Source organism: Hymenobacter polaris, assembly GCF_012927305.1.
GTDB classification, from domain to species: domain Bacteria; phylum Bacteroidota; class Bacteroidia; order Cytophagales; family Hymenobacteraceae; genus Hymenobacter; species Hymenobacter polaris.
Genome location: NZ_JABBGH010000001.1, coordinates 909545 through 924708, shown reverse-complemented (window position 1 = coordinate 924708; position 15164 = coordinate 909545). Strand labels below are relative to the sequence as shown.

The window sequence follows — 15164 nt, the reverse complement described above, 5'->3', positions numbered from 1 at the left end:
CCCTAAAAAGACACCCGCACGCCCACGTTGTAGCCGCGCGCCAGCGGGTACTTGCCGTAGTCCACGCCGGGGGCGAGGTTGGCGCCGTTGTTATAGTCCACCTCGGGATTGTAGCCCTTGTATGTGGTGAGGGTGAACACGTTATTGGCGTTCAAGTACACGCGCAGGGCGCTCACCCGCACCCGGCTCAGCAGGCTGGTGGGCAGGTTGTAGCCTAGGGTGAGGTTGGAGCAGCGCAGAAACGAGCCGCTCTGCAGGTAGAAGGTCGAGAGGCGGGTGCTGTTGCTTTGGGTGCCGCCGCGCGAGGCCCGGTACACGCGCCCGTCGCCGGGCTCGGCCTCCGAGCGGTAGCGGTTGGCCACGTCGGCGTACTGGTTGCCCGAGCCCTCCATGTTGTAGAGGTAGTAGTCTTGCCCGTCGAGCACCTGGTTGCCGTACACCCCGTTGAAGCCGGCGTTGAAATCCAAGGCCTTGTAGCTGGCGCTCAGCGAGAAGCCGTAGGTGAACTTGGGGTAGGGCGAGCCGATGACCTGCTTGTCGGCGTCGTTGATGACGCCATCGCCGTTCACGTCCTGGAAAATCAGGTCGCCGGGGCGCAGCGGGTTCGTGGAGGCCGTGGAGCGGGGCGGGCCCTTGCGCTCGTAGCCGGCCGGGAACGACTGGGTGGCGGCGTTGTACACGGCGTTGTCGGCGGCGATGTTGGCCACGTCGGCCTGGCGCACCATGCCCACCACCCGGTAGCCGTAGAACATGCCCACCGGCTGCCCCTGCTGCGTGATGTGGGTGAGGTAGGAGCGCTCGGCCCCGGCCACCGTGATGGTGTTGGCCCCGCCCATGTCCTGCACCAGGTTGCGGTTGAAGGAGATATTGCCGCTCAAATTCAGGTTGAAGTCCTGGGTGGCCACCGCCCGGCCATCCACCTGAAACTCCAGGCCCTGGTTGCGGATGCGCGAGTCGCGCAGGTTGGTGAGGATGCTGGTAGTGCCCGAAATAGCCGAGATGGGCTGGTTGAACAGCAGGTTGTAGGAGTGACTGAGATAGGCGTTGGAGATGATATTGAGCCGGTTGTGCAGCAAGCCCAGGTCCAGGCCCACGTTGAACTGCGAGGTCGATTCCCACCCTAGGCGCTGGTCCTTAATGGCGCCGGGGTAGTAGGCAGTCTGGATGGTGCCCGTGCCGAATACCGCGCCCGTGGGGCTGACAATGGTTTGCTGGTAGCCGTAGAGCGGAATGTTGTAGTTGCCGGTGAGGCCCCAACTGCCGCGCAGACGCAGCGTGGAGGCCTCGCCCAGCCAGTTGTGGTAGAAGCTCTCGTTGGAGATAGTCCAGCCCGCCGACAGCGAGGGGAAGCTGCCGTAGCGGTTCTGGGGCCCGAAGCGCGATGAGCCGTCGGTGCGGAAGGCGGCCGTCAGGAAGTAGCGCTCGTCGTAGTTGTACTGCACCCGCGCCAGGTACGAGAGCAGCGTTTCTTCCTGCTTGCCGGTGCCCGTAAAGCCCACGCTGCTGGTGGTGGCGCTCTGGAAGAAGTTGGTGGGGTCGGCGCCCTTGGCCGTAATCTCCTGGATGGCGTCGTTCTGGAAGCCCTGCGCCGACACGCTAATCTGGTCGAGGTTGGTTTGCTGGGCAGTGTAGCCCACCAGGCCGTTGAGGCTGTGCTTGCCCAGCTGCTTGACGTAGGTGGCCGTGAACTCCCCTAGGACGTTCTGGGTGTTGAGCGTGAGGGCCGTAGCCGTGGCCGCCGCAATGGCCTGGGGCGAGTAGGGCGGGTTGTTGCCGCTGCTCAGGCTGGTGGGCAGGTAGTACTCATACTTTTCCGAGTAGGTTTGCAGGCCCACGTTGGCCTTGGCCACCAGGCCCGGCAGAATCTCGAAGCTGGCCGTGCCGTTGTAGGTGCCGCGCAGGCCCTTGCGGGTGATGTTGGTTTCCTGGGCCAGGGCCACCGGGTTTTCGATGGTCTGGTAGCCGTAGGCCGACTGCTGGGCGGCCACCTCGTTCTTCACCAGGTTGCCGTTGTCGTCGTAGGCCCGGAAGGTAGGCGGGTAAATCAGGGCCCCTAGGATGGGCCCCTGGTTGAAACGGCCCTCCTGCACCTCGCGGTTGTTGGTGGAGGTCACAAACAAGTTAGCGCCCACCTTGAACCGCTTGCTCACGTCGGCGTCGATGTTGGCCCGGAAGTTCACCCGGTCCTGCTTGGTGGCCACGATGATGCCCTGCTGGGTCTGGTAGTCGCCGCTGAGCAGGTAGCGCACCCCGGCGTTGCCGCCCGAAAACGTGAGATTGTGGCGGTTGAAGGGCGCCGTGCGGTACAGCTCGTCCTGCCAGTCGGTGTTGTACTTGGGCGTAATCAGCGACTGGGTGGCGAAGTTGTAGATGTCGGGCGGGATGCTCACCGAGCTGGCGTTGCCCACCCGCGCGATGCGCGTGGCGTTGTCGTCCGAGAACATGGCGTCGGTCCAGGGCTGGCCGCTGTTCTGCACCAGGTCGCGGTAGGTGTTGTTGCGCCCGTCAATCATGAGCTGCGCAAAGCCGCTGGCGTCGAGCAGTTTTACCTTGTGTGCCAGCTGGTTAAGGCCGAACTGGTACTCGTAGTCGAGCCGACCCTTGCCCTCTTTGCCGCGCTTGGTAGTGATGAGCACCACCCCGCCCGAGGCCCTGGAGCCGTAGATGGCCGCCGAGGCCGCATCCTTCAGGATGTCGATGCTCTCGATGTCGTTGGGGTTGATAAACACGTCGTTGGCCGCCGGGAAGCCGTCGATGACGTAGAGCGGGTCCGAGCTGGCGTTGATGGAGCCTACGCCCCGCACCCGGATTTTGGGGCTCACGTAGGGCGCGCCGCTCACCTGCGAGGCCTGCACTCCGGCCAGCTTGCCCACCAGCGCCTGCCCTAGGGTGGGGGCGGTGGTGTTCAGCTCCTTGGCCTTCACGTCGGCCACGGCCCCGGTCAGGTCAGAGCGGCGCAGGGTCTGGTAGCCCACGGCCACCACCTCGTTGAGCTGGTTCACGTCGCCCTTGAGCTGCACGGTGAGCGGGCTTTGCGCACCCACCACCACTTCCTGCGCTACGAAGCCCACCGACGACACCACCAGCGTAGCACCGGGCGCTACTTCGAGCGCGAACTTGCCGGCTGCGTCGGTGGCCGTGCCGTTGTGGGTTTGCTTCTCAATCACGTTGGCGCCGGGCACGGGCTGGTTCTGCTCGTCAACCACGGTGCCGGTAATGCGCACCAGCGGCCGGGCCGGGCGGATGAGTTGGATGCCGCCGGCGCGGGCAGCGGCGGGCAAGCTGCCCACGGAAAGCAGCCCCAGTAGCAGCGGGCCTAGGGCACGGGTGTAGCGTTGCATGTCAATAAAAGTGAGGGAGTTAGGTTGCAAAAAAGGGTGGAGCCGCCGCGAGCGCGGGGGCGGACCGCGCTACCAGGCCAGGCGCACGAAGTGCGCATTGGCCGTGCGCGAGGAGGTGACGGCCAGGCCCCGGGCCTCGTCGCCGAGCAGCGTGAAGCCTTCCAGCTCGTCGGTTTTGTCCACGTCCACGACCTGGCGCACGACTTCGTGGCCGGCCGCCATCGACTGGGCCAAGTCCACGAACGTGAAGCGCCAGCGCCGGCCCTCCACCTGGTTCTGGATGAGCACCAGCGTGCCCCTGGCGGGCACCCACAGCATGTTTTGTACCCAGGGCGAGCAGGTGAACTTGCCCGCCAGCACGCCCGGCTCGCTGGTGCGGTGCGCCTGAGCCAGCCGGGCCGGGTCGTAGAGGCGCACTTCGTTGCCGTGGTTGCCGTAGTCGGCGGTGGCCACGTACCACTTGCCCCGGTACTGCACGTACTCGGGCCGCGAGCCCTGGATAGCCGCGTCATCCTCAATGGTTTGGCGCAGGTTGCCATCGAGCGTGCCGGTGCGCAGCAGCCCCGCCCAGTCGAGGCAGTAGATAACCGCCCGCCACTGCGTGCCCTCCGGGTTGAGGCGGATGCTATTGCCTAGGAAGGTGGGCCCCTGCCCGTGCCAGGCCAGCCCGGTGGGGTGGTTGATGACGTCTTGGCCGCCAACCGTCAGCTTAATTTCCTGCCCGGTGTAGCGCAGCGAGTCGGGCCCGGCCGCGTAGGCCCGAATGACGCCCACCTCCCGGTCGCCGTAGAGGTAGAGCCGGCCCTGCTGGTAGCTGGCACCCTGGCAGGCCCCTAGGGCCGGCACGGTCATGGAAGTCTGCACGGTAAGCGCGACCGGGCTAAGAGAGGAAAAGAGGCCCGCCAGGCTGGTTAGGAAGGGGAGGAGTAGCTTCATAGGCTAGCGCTGCGTAGGGTCGTTCCGCTCGGTTCGTCTGCTCGTGGCTCTGCGTACTAGCTGGCGCCGTTTGTGGGTGCAAAGGACTTTAGCCGGGATTACTTGAACTTTATCCGGGTATTGCCCCGCCGTTATGTTTGCGTCGGCGCCCCCAAAAGGCTCAACTACCGTAGGTGGCGGCCGTAGTGGGCAGTAGCGGGCGCGGGCCAGCCGGCGCAGCAGCCGGCTGGCCCGCGCCCCGCATTTCGCTGATGACCCCACGTTTTCTACCCGCGCTGCTTAGCCTGCTGCTACTGAGCCGCCTGGGGGCCGGCCAGCCGGCCGTGCCGCACCCCGCCCCAGCCCGCGCCGACTCCCTCATTACTGCCAAGGCCTTTCCGCTGCTGGCGTGGTTTGAAGCCCGGCCAGCCTTGCAGCAGGCGCTGCGGGCCGCGCCGGGCTTGCAGCAGGTGGCGCGTCGGCAGGCGCAGCGCAGCGCGCGGGCCCTGGCCCAGCCAGTAGCCTCGCACTACGCCGACTCGCTCACCTGGCAGCCAGCCGAGGTGCGGGCGGTGGGGCAGCAGCTGCAAGCGCTCTACAGCGGCCAGCCCGCGTTTCGGGCGGCGATGCTGCCGGTGCTGGCCCGCTACCCGCTGTATGCCGGCCAGCCCGATACCGCCGTGCTGCGCCACGCCTGGCAGGATGCCGCCTTAGGCCTCAACCGCATCATGCGGGTGTACTTGGCCAACGCCGCCCCGCGCTACCCGGCCATTGATTCCAGCAGTTTCCCGCGCCACGATGCCGCCCTGGCCCGGCAGGTAAGCCAGCAAGTAGCCCCGCTGGTCAGTGCCAGCCGCCGCAAGCCGACCTTATTCTACGCGCTGCCGCTGCAAGCTGCCTTGCTGGCCCTGCGCCTCAACGGCCGCGATGAGGCCGCCCGCTACGAGCCGCTGCGCGGCGGCCTCAATGCCGCGCCCAGCGCCGCGGCGGCCCGCACCGCCTGGGCCCGCTACCCCTACCAGGCCATCCTGGTGCCGGGCAGCGGCCCCGAGCAGCCGGGCATGGCCCTCGACTCGGCCGGGGCCTACCGCTGCCGGCTGGCGGCGGCCAGCTACCGGGCAGGGCAGGCGCCATTCGTGGTGGTGTCGGGCGGGCACGTGCACCCCAACAAAACGCCCTACTGCGAGGCCGTAGAGATGAAGAAGTACCTGGTGGGCACCCTGGGCCTGCCCGCCGCGGCCGTGTTCATCGAGCCCCACGCCCGCCACACCACCACCAACCTGCGCAACACCGCCCGGCTGCTGGCCGCCGTGGGCGCCCCGCCCACGCAGCCGCTGCTCGTCGTCACCGATGCCGCCCAGAGCCGCTACATTCTGGGCATGGAGGCGCGCTGCCGCCGCGAGCTGGGCTACGTGCCTTACCGCAGCTTACAGCGCCTTTCCGAAACAGCCAATAGCTGCTTGCCCATGCCCGAAGCTGCCCAGCCCGACCCTTTCGACCCGCTCGACCCCTAGAAGTGTAAATTAGGCAGCGTATTTATCGTTAGGGCTCTCAACTGCACATACTAGGAATAGGTATTTTTTGCGTGTGCCGCCACCACATTGGTGTACCCAGAAATCGCAGAATCTGCAGCAACGTGTTCGGAACACAATGCTTTTAACAAATCAAAGCGTCGTAGACGTGAGGGATAAGGCAGTAAAAGCTGGGTGAGAATAGTAGTTTACATGTTTTACCTGTAAGCAAAAACGCCCTGTAAATACACGATTTACAAGGCGTTTCAAGCATGTGGTGGTAGTCTGGACGGGGAGTTTATTCGCTTAGTTCCCCGCGCCAACCTCCTCTAAAACCTGCGTAGGCTGTCAAGGCTCTTTTGGCACGCCCGGCTACTCGCTACCGGGCGGAGCTAGGCAGGCCGTTGCCACCCTTTTTACTACCCGTTTGGCCGCTTTTACTCCACTACTAGCTTGCTACTGGTACCGCCGGCGCGCACGTGGTAAAGGCCCGCGCTCAGACTGCTAATGTCAAGGTGCCCTTGCGCGGGTACCGCGGCCTGTAAGCAGCAGCGGCCCGTTACGTCAAAGATGCTCACCGGGCTGCCGGGCGCCAACTGCGGCAAGTGAACTTGGCCACGAGCGGGGTTGGGGTAGAGCGGTAGATTGGCAGTGGCGGTAGCAGCGCGCGTAGCCAGGGCAGTAGCGGGGAAAGCGTAAATACTTACGTCCGTATCCGTCACGGCATAAACCAAGTTGTTAGCCGCGACCAGCGCGTTAGCGCCCTGGCTGGCAGGGTCCGTGGCCACGATGGGTGCCCCGCCGCTGGCCGGCAGGTAGTAGGCGCGTAGGGGCTCGCGGCTGCTGGCTACGGCCGGGATGTAGGGGCTGGTTTCGCCCACGGTGTAAGCGAATTGCCCCTGCAGGGCCACGCGCGTACCGTAGGAGCCCGGCAACTCGCGGATAAGGGCGGGCTGCAGGAGCGTAGCCAGTGAATATATGCGCAGGGTATTGCTGGGCACGCTGCCCACGTACTGCGGCTGGGCCAGACCCACGGCCAGCGCCCCGCTGGCCGCGCTAATGGTACCAACCCGCGTAGCAGACGAACTGACGGGCGCAGCAGGATTGGTAATATCCACCGTGGCAAACACGCCGTTGCCGTACTGCACGTACAGCGTATTGCCACTAGCGCACAGGCTTAAAATGCCACTTAGTGAGTAAGGCAAGTTGATGTTCTTGACCTCGCTCAGGTAGGAACTGTAAATGGGCCCCGTGCGGTTGTAGACGCGCAAAATAAGGCCGTTATCGCTGACGGTGTAGAGGTAATCGCCACTGGCCGCCAAGTGCGTTTCGTCCCCGCCCACGCTTAGTACGTGACCAATGAGAGCGGGGGCACTCGGGTTTTGCACGTTGAGGGCCAGCGTGGACTCCGAATGGGGAGTCGTATACGAGGTGGGGTAAGAGCTAACGTAGAGCGTGTGGTTGCTAACTACGGCGTAGCGAAAGGGTAGCGGGGGCGTATTTGCCGTTGGCAAGGCAAGGCGACTAAGCTGGCGCGGGCTGGCTGGCGTGCTCACGTCGTAGGTGAGCAACTGCGACTCGCCGGCGCTGGCCGTCAGCACGTAGGCTGTGGTGCCGTCAACGGCCAGCGCGGTGCCGATGGTCGGGAGCGAAATGCTGCCGAGCTTTTGGAGCAGGGCCTGGGCGCGGGCGTTGAGCCCGCCGGCAAGTAGTAAGGGAAATAGGAGGTAGCGTAGACGCATAGGGAAAAGGAAAAGGTGGTAGGATAGAGGCTTTCTGAAAGCAAGGATTAGGCTGCCTGCGAATGCGTTGCATCGGGTGGGGTCGCGCTCGGATTTTTGGCCACCTTCCAAGCCGTTTTGCGGTAGGTTTCTACGAGTTCCACCTCGTCCCCACCGGCGTAGCGGTTGAAGCTGTTCTCCGTCTTATGGCCAGGCCTAGGGGGCAGCACTTCTCGATAAGGGCCACCGGCCGGAATACGTCGTCGTCGAAGGAAAAAATTACGCACACCTTCTGGGTCTTGCCGGCCTTGAGGCGCACGACGTGGTGCACGTAGTCCAGCTGGCACGGGGCCAGGCGGTTAGCATCGGAGATGCGCAGGCCCAGGTAGGCGCATGCAAAAACTTGTCGCGGGCGCGCTCCAGCGTGCGCAGGCGCTCCGGCACCCGGTAGTCGGCCACCTGGCTGCGGCGTTGGCCTCGGCGGCGGGGCTGCTGGCTGGCCTGCTCATCAAAGCTAGCGAAGCCCTGGCACACCAACTCGCGCGCCTCAGCCGTGTAGAAGTCCAGCGCCGCGATGGCCAGCAACTCGGCTTGGGTGAGGGCGTCGGTGCCGGTGGGCTCGTCGGGCGCCTCAAGCTTGTGCCACTTGCTGCTTACCTCCAGGCCGTTGTCCTTGCACCAGGCCAGAAAAGTTTTGAAGCCCCAGCTGTGCTTGCCGAAGGTGTTAAGACCCTGACCCCGCTGCTGGAAAAAGCACTCCTGACCCCGCTGGTAAAAGGCCTTGGTCATGCCCAGTAGCGTCAGCTCGTGGCCGGTGGCCTGGCTAAACTCCAGCAGTACGGCCAGGGTGTTGGCTAGGCTATCGAGGTAGACCTTACTCAGGCGCTGGCCGGTGCGCAAATCCATTTGCCGGCTCTGCTCGCCCAGCCACTGGTCGTAGTAGCTCGTGAAAGTGGGTGGGGGCGGGGCCGGCAGCGGGGGCAACTCCGCTACCTGAGTGGTTAGCTGGCGTAGCGGCGCAGAATCTCAGTCTTCACGGCGCTGGGGCCAGGTGCTAGCCGGCAAGCAGGACCTCGTGGTGGGCTGCGTGCTCGGCGTCGGTGTAGGCTTGCAGCACGGCGTTGGCGGTGTCTGCCTAGCGGCCGGCCGTGCCCATTTTGGCCTTAGGTGGCTCGCGTTTGGCGTCCCAGTCGGCCGCGAAGCACTTCTGGCCGCTGCGCAGGCACTTCGAATCCTGGCAGAAGGTGAGCTGGATGCGAGCCTGGCTGGTGCGACTGGCCCGCTCGGTAAGTAGTTGGCGGATGACTTCCATATGGGGGGCAGGCAAAGTACGCGCGCTGGCGCTACCCGGTGCAAATCAGCCGCTAGGCGGCGTGAACGCTGGCCGCGCGCTCGAGGGCGGCCAGCACGTCCTGGAGTTTAGCCTGCGCGGCGGGCGTTCGGGCAGCGGGCTGGTGTAGGCTGTCCCGGCGCTGGATGAGCCAGCTCACGGCGTCTTCCACATCCGTGAAGATGGTAGCCTCAAGCCGGGGCAGCCAATTCATCACGGTTTTGATGAGCGTCAGGCCCGCAAGTTCGGGCGAGCACACCCAGGCCATGTGCCGTACGCCAGCCAGCGGCAGGTGGGGCATAAAGTGGAAGGCCAACCAGGCGCCGACCTCCAGGCCCACGCCCGTGAGCGAGGTGTTGTTGTTGAGCACCCGCGCGTAAGGCCGCGTGAGGGTGCAGCGCGCCAACTCCGCGCAGGCTCGCTGCGCCACGGGCAGGGTAATCTCGCCCTCCCACTCTATGTAGAGCCAGTCGTTCCAGGTGTCGTGATAGATGCTGACTTGAGGGACGCAGCAGAGCAGGTGCAGGTGCATGGGAAAGCGGCAAGCTTAGTACCCGCAAAGCTCTGCCTATAAGCTCAGCATTAAAATAGTGTTATAATGCAAAAGGCCCTTGCCGGTAGTGGCAAGGGCCTTTTACGCCAGTACGCAAGCGCAACTATTCGGTGAACGGACCTAAATAGAGGGCAAACACAGCAGCAAAGGTTTGACAGTATCCACCTGGCGGCCGGCCGCGCCGGTCTTATCCTTTAGCAGCTCACGCTTGCTGTCCCAGTCGGCCGTAAAGCACTTCTGGCTACTGCGCAGGCGCAGCGAATGTCAGTTTAAGTCTCGCCAACAAGCGTCAATAGGTAGGCTGATACTCAGCTGTTTCCCGACGTGCCAGCACCCCTAGGCCCGCTAGATGCCAACTTTTCAGTTGTCTTGTTTATCGCGGGAAATGAGATTTCCTGTTTACTCCCTGCTAAAAATCAATTTATTCATCTCAACTAGCAATTATGTCTCTGCTGACGTTCCCGGTAAATAAAAAACCCCTGTAAGTAGTTAACTTACAGGGGTTTTTGCAAACGAATTGCGGTCTGGACGGGACTCGAACCCGCGACCTCCGCCGTGACAGGGCGGCATTCTAACCAACTGAACTACCAAACCGTTTGCTTGGCGGAAAGCGTTGCCGTTTTCCGTTTTGGTGGTGCAAAGGTAGGGCTAGAAAAATGGGCGTTGCAAGCAGGCTGCTAAAAAAAGTGCCTTGGCGACGACTGGCAACCACGTTGGTGCTTGTTTGTCAGGCTGAAAAATTTTGAGTGCGGCGGCTGGCAAGGGATGTTTTACCTTTGCGGCCCGGCTTTCGAAGCCATTTTTAGCTCGCCATTCGCTTTCCAGCCCACCGTTCTTATGCTGCTCGATTTTGAACAACCCATTGCCGCCCTCGAAGAAAAGCTGCGCCAGATGCAGCAGCTGGCCCAAGAGAGCGAGGTGGACGTAAATGAGGCCGCCACCGCCCTAGAGGCCCGCATCAAGTCCCTCAAAAAGGAAACCTACGCCAACCTGACCCGCTGGCAGCGCGTGCAACTCTCGCGCCACCCCGAGCGGCCCTACACCCTCGACTACGTGGAGGGCATGACCACCAAGTTCGTGGAACTGCACGGCGACCGCACTGTGGCCGACGACAAGGCCATGGTGGGCGGGCTGGCCGAGCTGGGCGGGCGCCCGGTGATGATAATCGGGCAGCAGAAGGGACACAACACCAAGCAGCGGCAGTTTCGCAACTTCGGCATGCCCAACCCGGAGGGCTACCGCAAGGCCCTGCGCCTGATGAAGCTGGCCGAGAAGTTCAACGTGCCCATCATCACGCTCATCGACACGCCGGGCGCGTTTCCGGGCCTCGAAGCCGAGGAGCGAGGGCAGGGCGAGGCCATTGCCCGCAACCTCAAGGAGATGTTTATGCTGAAGGTGCCCGTGATTTGCGTCATAATTGGCGAGGGGGCGAGCGGTGGGGCTCTGGGCATCGCCATCGGCGACAAGGTGCTGATGCTGGAAAATACTTGGTACTCAGTGATTTCGCCCGAATCGTGCAGCAGCATCCTGTGGCGCTCGTGGGACTATAAGGAGCAGGCGGCCGAGGCGCTCAAGCTCACGGCCACCGATATGCAGAAGGCCGGCCTGGTCGATGGCATCATCAAGGAGCCCCTAGGGGGGGCGCACACTGATAAAAGCCAGATGATTGCGACCCTGAAGAAAACCTTGCTCAAGATCCTGAAGGAGCTGGATGCCGTGCCCGCCGAGGAGCGTATTTCGCAGCGCATCGACAAGTTTTCGGCTATGGGCGTGTTTAACAATTAATAGTTATCAATTAATAGTTGACAAATAGAAAATTGTTAAGTGCTAAATGCTGATTGTTGAATGAAAATCCACGCGCTCGATACGGGGCTGTTTAAGCTCGATGGCGGGGCCATGTTTGGGGTGGTGCCCAAAAGCATGTGGCAGAAGCTGAACCCGCCCGACGCCCACAACATGTGCACCTGGGCCATGCGCTGCCTGCTGGTGGAGGATGGCCCTAGGCTGCTGCTCATCGACAACGGCATTGGCGACAAGCAGGATGAGAAGTTTCGCGGGCACTTTTACTTGCACGGTGAGGCGACGCTGGAAAACTCTTTGCGCCAGCTGGGCTACACCAGCGCCGACGTGACCGACGTGCTGCTCACGCACTTGCACTTCGACCACTGCGGCGGCTCGGTGGTGCGGCGGGCTGATGGCCAGCTCGCCACCGCCTTTGCCAATGCTACTTACTGGAGCAACCAGGCGCACTGGGGCTGGGCCACCCACCCCAACCCGCGCGAGAAAGCCAGCTTTTTGCGCGAGAACATCCTGCCCATTCAAGAAAGCGGGCAGCTGCGCTTCATCGACCCGGCCCTAGGGGTGCCGGCCGAGCTGCCGCAGCTCCGCGACATTGTGTTTGCCGATGGGCACACCGAGAAGATGATGGTGCCGGTGCTGCAGTACAAGGGGCGCACGCTGGCCTACATGGCTGATTTGCTGCCTAGCGTGGGCCACCTGCCGCTGCCCTACATGATGAGCTACGACATGCGCCCGCTAGTGACGATGGCCGAAAAAGAAGCCCTGCTGCAGCGCGCCGCCCAGGAAAACTGGGTGCTGCTGCTCGAGCACGACGCCACCCACGAGGCCTGCACGGTGGAGGTGACGGAAAAGGGCGTAAGGCTGAAAGAAACGCTGAAAATCAGTGACCTATAACGAGCGAACCGGGCGGGCCGCCCGCCTACCGCACGCATGAGCACCCACGCGCCCCCCACTAGCCACTCCGCGCCGCCCACCGGGCTCAGCCTGGCTTTGTCGGGCGGGGGCGCGCGCGGCATTGCCCACCTAGGGGTGCTGGCGGCGCTCGACGAGCTAGGGCTGCCGGTGGGGGCGCTGGCGGGAGCCAGCTCGGGCGGGCTGGCCAGCACGTTCTACGCCGCGGGCTTTGCGCCGCGCGAGGTGCTGCGGCTGCTGCAAGGCACCAGCATTCCGCGCCTGACGCGCCCCGTGTTTGGGCGCAACGGGCTGCTGGGCCTCGAGGCGGTGGGCCAGCTGCTGGCCCGGCACCTGGGGGCCGATTTGCAGTTTGAGGACCTGCGCTGGCCCCTCACGCTGGTGGCGACCGACCTGGAGGCCGGCGAGTCGGTGTACTTCAGCCAGGGGCCGGTGCTGCCGCCGCTGCTGGCCTCGTCGGCGGTGCCCATTCTGTACCGGCCCATCGAGTACCAGGGGCGGCGTCTGGTGGATGGCGGCCTGCTAAATAACCTGCCCGTGGAGCCGCTGCTGGCCCTAGGGGCGCCCGTGGTGGGGGTGCACTGCAACCCCATCAACCGCGAGGGCCGCATTCCGTCGCTGCGCCGGGTGGTCGAGCGCACGCTGCAAATCGCGCTCAGCGCCAACGTGGCCAGCCGCAAGGCCCAGTGCGCGCTGCTGCTCGAGCCGCCCGAGCTGCGCCTCTACCGCCCGCTCGATTTTCGCAAGGCCGACGAGCTGTTTGCCATTGGCTACCGCTACACGCTGGCGCAGGCGGCGGCGTTGCGGGGCTTGTTGGCGCCGGGGGCCTAGGGCGGCGGTAGACTCCTGGTTGCGGGCGCTTAGGGCCTGAGCATCAGCACTTGCCAGCTAGGCAACCAGCTTAGCGCGGGGCGTGGGTGGCGCCCGGCTCCCAACAATTGGCTAGCTTTGCGGTCTTTCGCCACTTCTTCGCGTTCATGGCTGCCCGCAAAACCTCTACGTTCTGGTACTACATCGCCAAGGCTATTTTTGGCATCACCGGCTGGCGGCAAACCGGCCAGATTCCGCCCGAAATCAAGAAAAGCATGATGATTGCGGCCCCGCACACCAGCAACTGGGACATCATCCTGGCGCGGGCGGCCTTCTACATCATGGACGTGGACGTGCGCTTCACGGTGAAGAGCGAGTGGGTCAATAACTTCTGGCTGGGCTGGCTGGTAAAGGCCATCGGGGCGCTGCCCGTCAACCGCAGCCGCAACAACAACCTGGTGGAGGGCATGGCCCAGCTCTTCAACGAGTACGACGAGCTGGTTATCCTCATCACCCCCGAGGGCACCCGCGCCTACCAGCCCAAGTGGCGCAAAGGCTTCTACTACGCCGCCGAGGCCGCCCACGTGCCCATTATCCTGGCCTTTCTGGACTATTCCAAAAAAGAAGCTGGCATTGGCCCCGTAATCTGGCCCACCGGCGACTACGAGAAGGATTTAGCGGAAATCAAAGCCTTTTACCGCACCAAAAAAGGCCGCTTCCCCGAGCAGGGGGTTAGGTAGTGGTTAACCACTAACCACTGACAAGCGCTTTCCCCAGGAACTCGGCCCCTAGGGCGCTGGCCCAGGCGCAGCGGGGCTGGCTGGCGGGGCCGGCCGCTGTAGCGCTCACCGACTCGGGCAGGTAGCCGGTGCCGCCTTGGCTGGCTTTCAGGGCTTGCACGCAGGCGCGAATTTCAGCCGCGTCGGTACTGGTGAGGCCGCGCAGCGCTACAGCTAAAGGCCAGACGGCGCCGGGCCCGGTGCGGGGGCTGCCCAGGCCCGCCACCACTGGGCCCTGGTAAAAGAAGGGGTTGGCGCTGGACAAGCTAAAGCGGCGCGTTTGCTGGTAAGCGGGGTCGTTGAGGGGCAGCGCGTCGAGGTAGGGCAGGGCCAGCAGGCTAGGAGCGGGGGCCTCATCCTGCCGCGAATAGCCCCCGTAGCCATCTACCTCGTAGGCATAGACCTGGCCTAGGGTGGGGTGGGGCACCAGTGCGTGTTGGCGCAACGCCACGGCTACCTCATCGGCCAGCTGCATCAGCTCGGTGTAGCCGGCCGGCTCGTGGTATACGTCGGCGAGCATGAGCGCGACCTGGCGTAGGCTGACGACGGCCAGGAAGTTGCTGGGCACCAGAAACGGCAGCCGCGTGGCTTCGCCGCCGGGCCCGAAGGCCGAGGTAATGAGGCCGCAGGGCCGCCCTGGGTAGCCGTAACCCCCTAGGGGCCGGGTGTCGGCGGCATCGGGGCTGGCGCGCTGGTAGTGGTAGGGGCCGGGGCCGGTTTTCAGCTGCTGCTCGCGCATGGTGCTGACTGCCAGCCCTAGGGCCCGGCGCCAGTCGGCATCAAAGGGCTGGGTGTCGCCGGTGGTTTTCCAGTAGTGGTAGGCCAGGCGCAGCGGGTAGCACAGCGCATCCAGTGCCCACTGGCGGGCGTGCACGCCGGGGAGCGGGGCCGGCTGGCCGGTTTCGGCCGGGCCCACGCGGGCGGGGTCGCGGTAAAAGGTGCTGGCGTAGGGGTCGAGCAAGAGGCAGCGCGCCTGCCGCCGAATGACGCCCGCCAGCAGCTGGCGCAGGGCCGCCTCGCGCGGGGCCAGCGCCAGGTAGGGCCACACCTGCACCGTGCTGCCGCGCAAACTCATTACGTCGGAGTCGGGCCCGCCCGCGCTCACAAACGTGTCGGGCTGGCCGCCCGCTTCGGCGTAGTGCACGTGGTTATCGAGCGTGTCGGCCAGGCAGTTGCCATACAGCCACGCCAGCTCCGGGTCGGGCACCCGGGCCCCAAACTCCGCAATGGCTGCTTCCACGGCGACGCTCTGAAACCGGCGCTGCCCCGGTGCCGGGCGCACCACTGGCAGCGCCGCCGCGCCCGCCCGCGCCTGCCCCGCAAGGGCAGCGCCCGCGGCTAGCAAGGTAGGGTGGCGCACAAACGCGCGGTGGGTAGGCATGAGCAAACGGAGTAGAAACGCTGGAAATAGCCGGCGCAAAGGTCCGCAAAAAAGGCCGCCCAGCATGGGCGGCCTTTTTTGCGTAACAAGAGGCCTAGGGCCGGGTGGAAA

Annotated in this window: 12 protein-coding genes and 1 tRNA gene; 5 read left to right on the top strand and 8 right to left on the bottom strand. The window is 64.4% G+C overall.

The window, feature by feature from the left end; translation table 11 throughout:
- Positions 1-2: 2 nt before the first annotated feature.
- Together HHL22_RS03930 and HHL22_RS03925 are read right to left on the bottom strand one after the other, a co-directional pair.
- Positions 3-3341 (bottom strand): SusC/RagA family TonB-linked outer membrane protein, encoded by a 3339-nt coding sequence (locus HHL22_RS03930; protein WP_169529653.1) that lies wholly within the window; start codon positions 3339-3341, stop codon positions 3-5.
- 69 nt (positions 3342-3410) lie between these two features.
- Positions 3411-4277 (bottom strand): hypothetical protein, encoded by an 867-nt coding sequence (locus HHL22_RS03925; protein WP_169529652.1) that lies wholly within the window; start codon positions 4275-4277, stop codon positions 3411-3413.
- Positions 4278-4528: 251 nt separating this feature from the next.
- On the opposite strand from HHL22_RS03925, the gene HHL22_RS03920 reads away from it, so the two are divergent.
- Positions 4529-5770 carry a YdcF family protein gene (locus HHL22_RS03920; protein ID WP_169529651.1) on the top strand — a complete coding sequence of 414 codons (1242 nt, stop codon included), beginning with the start codon at positions 4529-4531 and terminating at the stop codon, positions 5768-5770.
- 434 nt (positions 5771-6204) lie between these two features.
- On the opposite strand, the gene HHL22_RS03915 is transcribed toward HHL22_RS03920, so the two are convergent.
- From HHL22_RS03915 to HHL22_RS03895, 5 genes are all read right to left on the bottom strand, one after another.
- A complete protein-coding gene (locus tag HHL22_RS03915; RefSeq protein WP_169529650.1) occupies positions 6205-7509 on the bottom strand; it encodes a T9SS type A sorting domain-containing protein in 1305 nt (434 codons plus the stop codon).
- 258 nt (positions 7510-7767) lie between these two features.
- Positions 7768-8472, bottom strand: a complete 705-nt coding sequence (locus tag HHL22_RS03910; RefSeq protein WP_169529649.1) for a hypothetical protein — start codon at positions 8470-8472, stop codon at positions 7768-7770.
- Between the two features lie 151 nt (positions 8473-8623).
- Complete coding sequence (locus tag HHL22_RS03905; protein ID WP_169529648.1) at positions 8624-8800, bottom strand: hypothetical protein; 177 nt, start codon at positions 8798-8800, stop codon at positions 8624-8626.
- A 52-nt stretch (positions 8801-8852) separates the two neighbouring features.
- Positions 8853-9350, bottom strand: a complete 498-nt coding sequence (locus HHL22_RS03900) for a SpoIIAA family protein (RefSeq protein WP_169529647.1) — start codon at positions 9348-9350, stop codon at positions 8853-8855.
- 541 nt (positions 9351-9891) lie between these two features.
- Positions 9892-9965, bottom strand: a tRNA-Asp gene (locus tag HHL22_RS03895).
- 243 nt (positions 9966-10208) lie between these two features.
- Here HHL22_RS03895 and HHL22_RS03890 point away from each other — a divergent pair.
- From HHL22_RS03890 to HHL22_RS03875, 4 genes are all read left to right on the top strand, one after another.
- Positions 10209-11156 carry an acetyl-CoA carboxylase carboxyltransferase subunit alpha gene (locus HHL22_RS03890; RefSeq protein ID WP_169529646.1) on the top strand — a complete coding sequence of 316 codons (948 nt, stop codon included), beginning with the start codon at positions 10209-10211 and terminating at the stop codon, positions 11154-11156.
- Positions 11157-11216: 60 nt separating this feature from the next.
- Positions 11217-12065, top strand: coding sequence for an MBL fold metallo-hydrolase (locus HHL22_RS03885; protein WP_169529645.1), 849 nt, complete (start codon positions 11217-11219; stop codon positions 12063-12065).
- A 36-nt stretch (positions 12066-12101) separates the two neighbouring features.
- Positions 12102-12914, top strand: a complete 813-nt coding sequence (locus HHL22_RS03880; RefSeq protein WP_169529644.1) for a patatin-like phospholipase family protein — start codon at positions 12102-12104, stop codon at positions 12912-12914.
- Between the two features lie 146 nt (positions 12915-13060).
- Complete coding sequence (locus HHL22_RS03875) at positions 13061-13633, top strand: 1-acyl-sn-glycerol-3-phosphate acyltransferase (protein WP_169529643.1); 573 nt, start codon at positions 13061-13063, stop codon at positions 13631-13633.
- A 10-nt stretch (positions 13634-13643) separates the two neighbouring features.
- Here HHL22_RS03875 and HHL22_RS03870 read toward each other — a convergent pair whose 3' ends face one another.
- Complete coding sequence (locus HHL22_RS03870; RefSeq protein ID WP_169529642.1) at positions 13644-15053, bottom strand: glycoside hydrolase family 125 protein; 1410 nt, start codon at positions 15051-15053, stop codon at positions 13644-13646.
- Positions 15054-15164 lie beyond the last annotated feature (111 nt).

Coding starts and splice junctions, on each gene's coding strand:
- HHL22_RS03900 (WP_169529647.1), bottom strand. CDS start 9,350: ATGCACCTGCACCTGCTCTGCTGCGTCCCTCAAGTCAGCATCTATCAC.
- HHL22_RS03890 (WP_169529646.1), top strand. CDS start 10,209: ATGCTGCTCGATTTTGAACAACCCATTGCCGCCCTCGAAGAAAAGCTG.
- HHL22_RS03905 (WP_169529648.1), bottom strand. CDS start 8,800: ATGGAAGTCATCCGCCAACTACTTACCGAGCGGGCCAGTCGCACCAGC.
- HHL22_RS03920 (WP_169529651.1), top strand. CDS start 4,529: ATGACCCCACGTTTTCTACCCGCGCTGCTTAGCCTGCTGCTACTGAGC.
- HHL22_RS03875 (WP_169529643.1), top strand. CDS start 13,061: ATGGCTGCCCGCAAAACCTCTACGTTCTGGTACTACATCGCCAAGGCT.
- HHL22_RS03925 (WP_169529652.1), bottom strand. CDS start 4,277: ATGAAGCTACTCCTCCCCTTCCTAACCAGCCTGGCGGGCCTCTTTTCC.
- HHL22_RS03885 (WP_169529645.1), top strand. CDS start 11,217: ATGAAAATCCACGCGCTCGATACGGGGCTGTTTAAGCTCGATGGCGGG.
- HHL22_RS03915 (WP_169529650.1), bottom strand. CDS start 7,509: ATGCGTCTACGCTACCTCCTATTTCCCTTACTACTTGCCGGCGGGCTC.
- HHL22_RS03870 (WP_169529642.1), bottom strand. CDS start 15,053: ATGCCTACCCACCGCGCGTTTGTGCGCCACCCTACCTTGCTAGCCGCG.
- HHL22_RS03880 (WP_169529644.1), top strand. CDS start 12,102: ATGAGCACCCACGCGCCCCCCACTAGCCACTCCGCGCCGCCCACCGGG.
- HHL22_RS03930 (WP_169529653.1), bottom strand. CDS start 3,341: ATGCAACGCTACACCCGTGCCCTAGGCCCGCTGCTACTGGGGCTGCTT.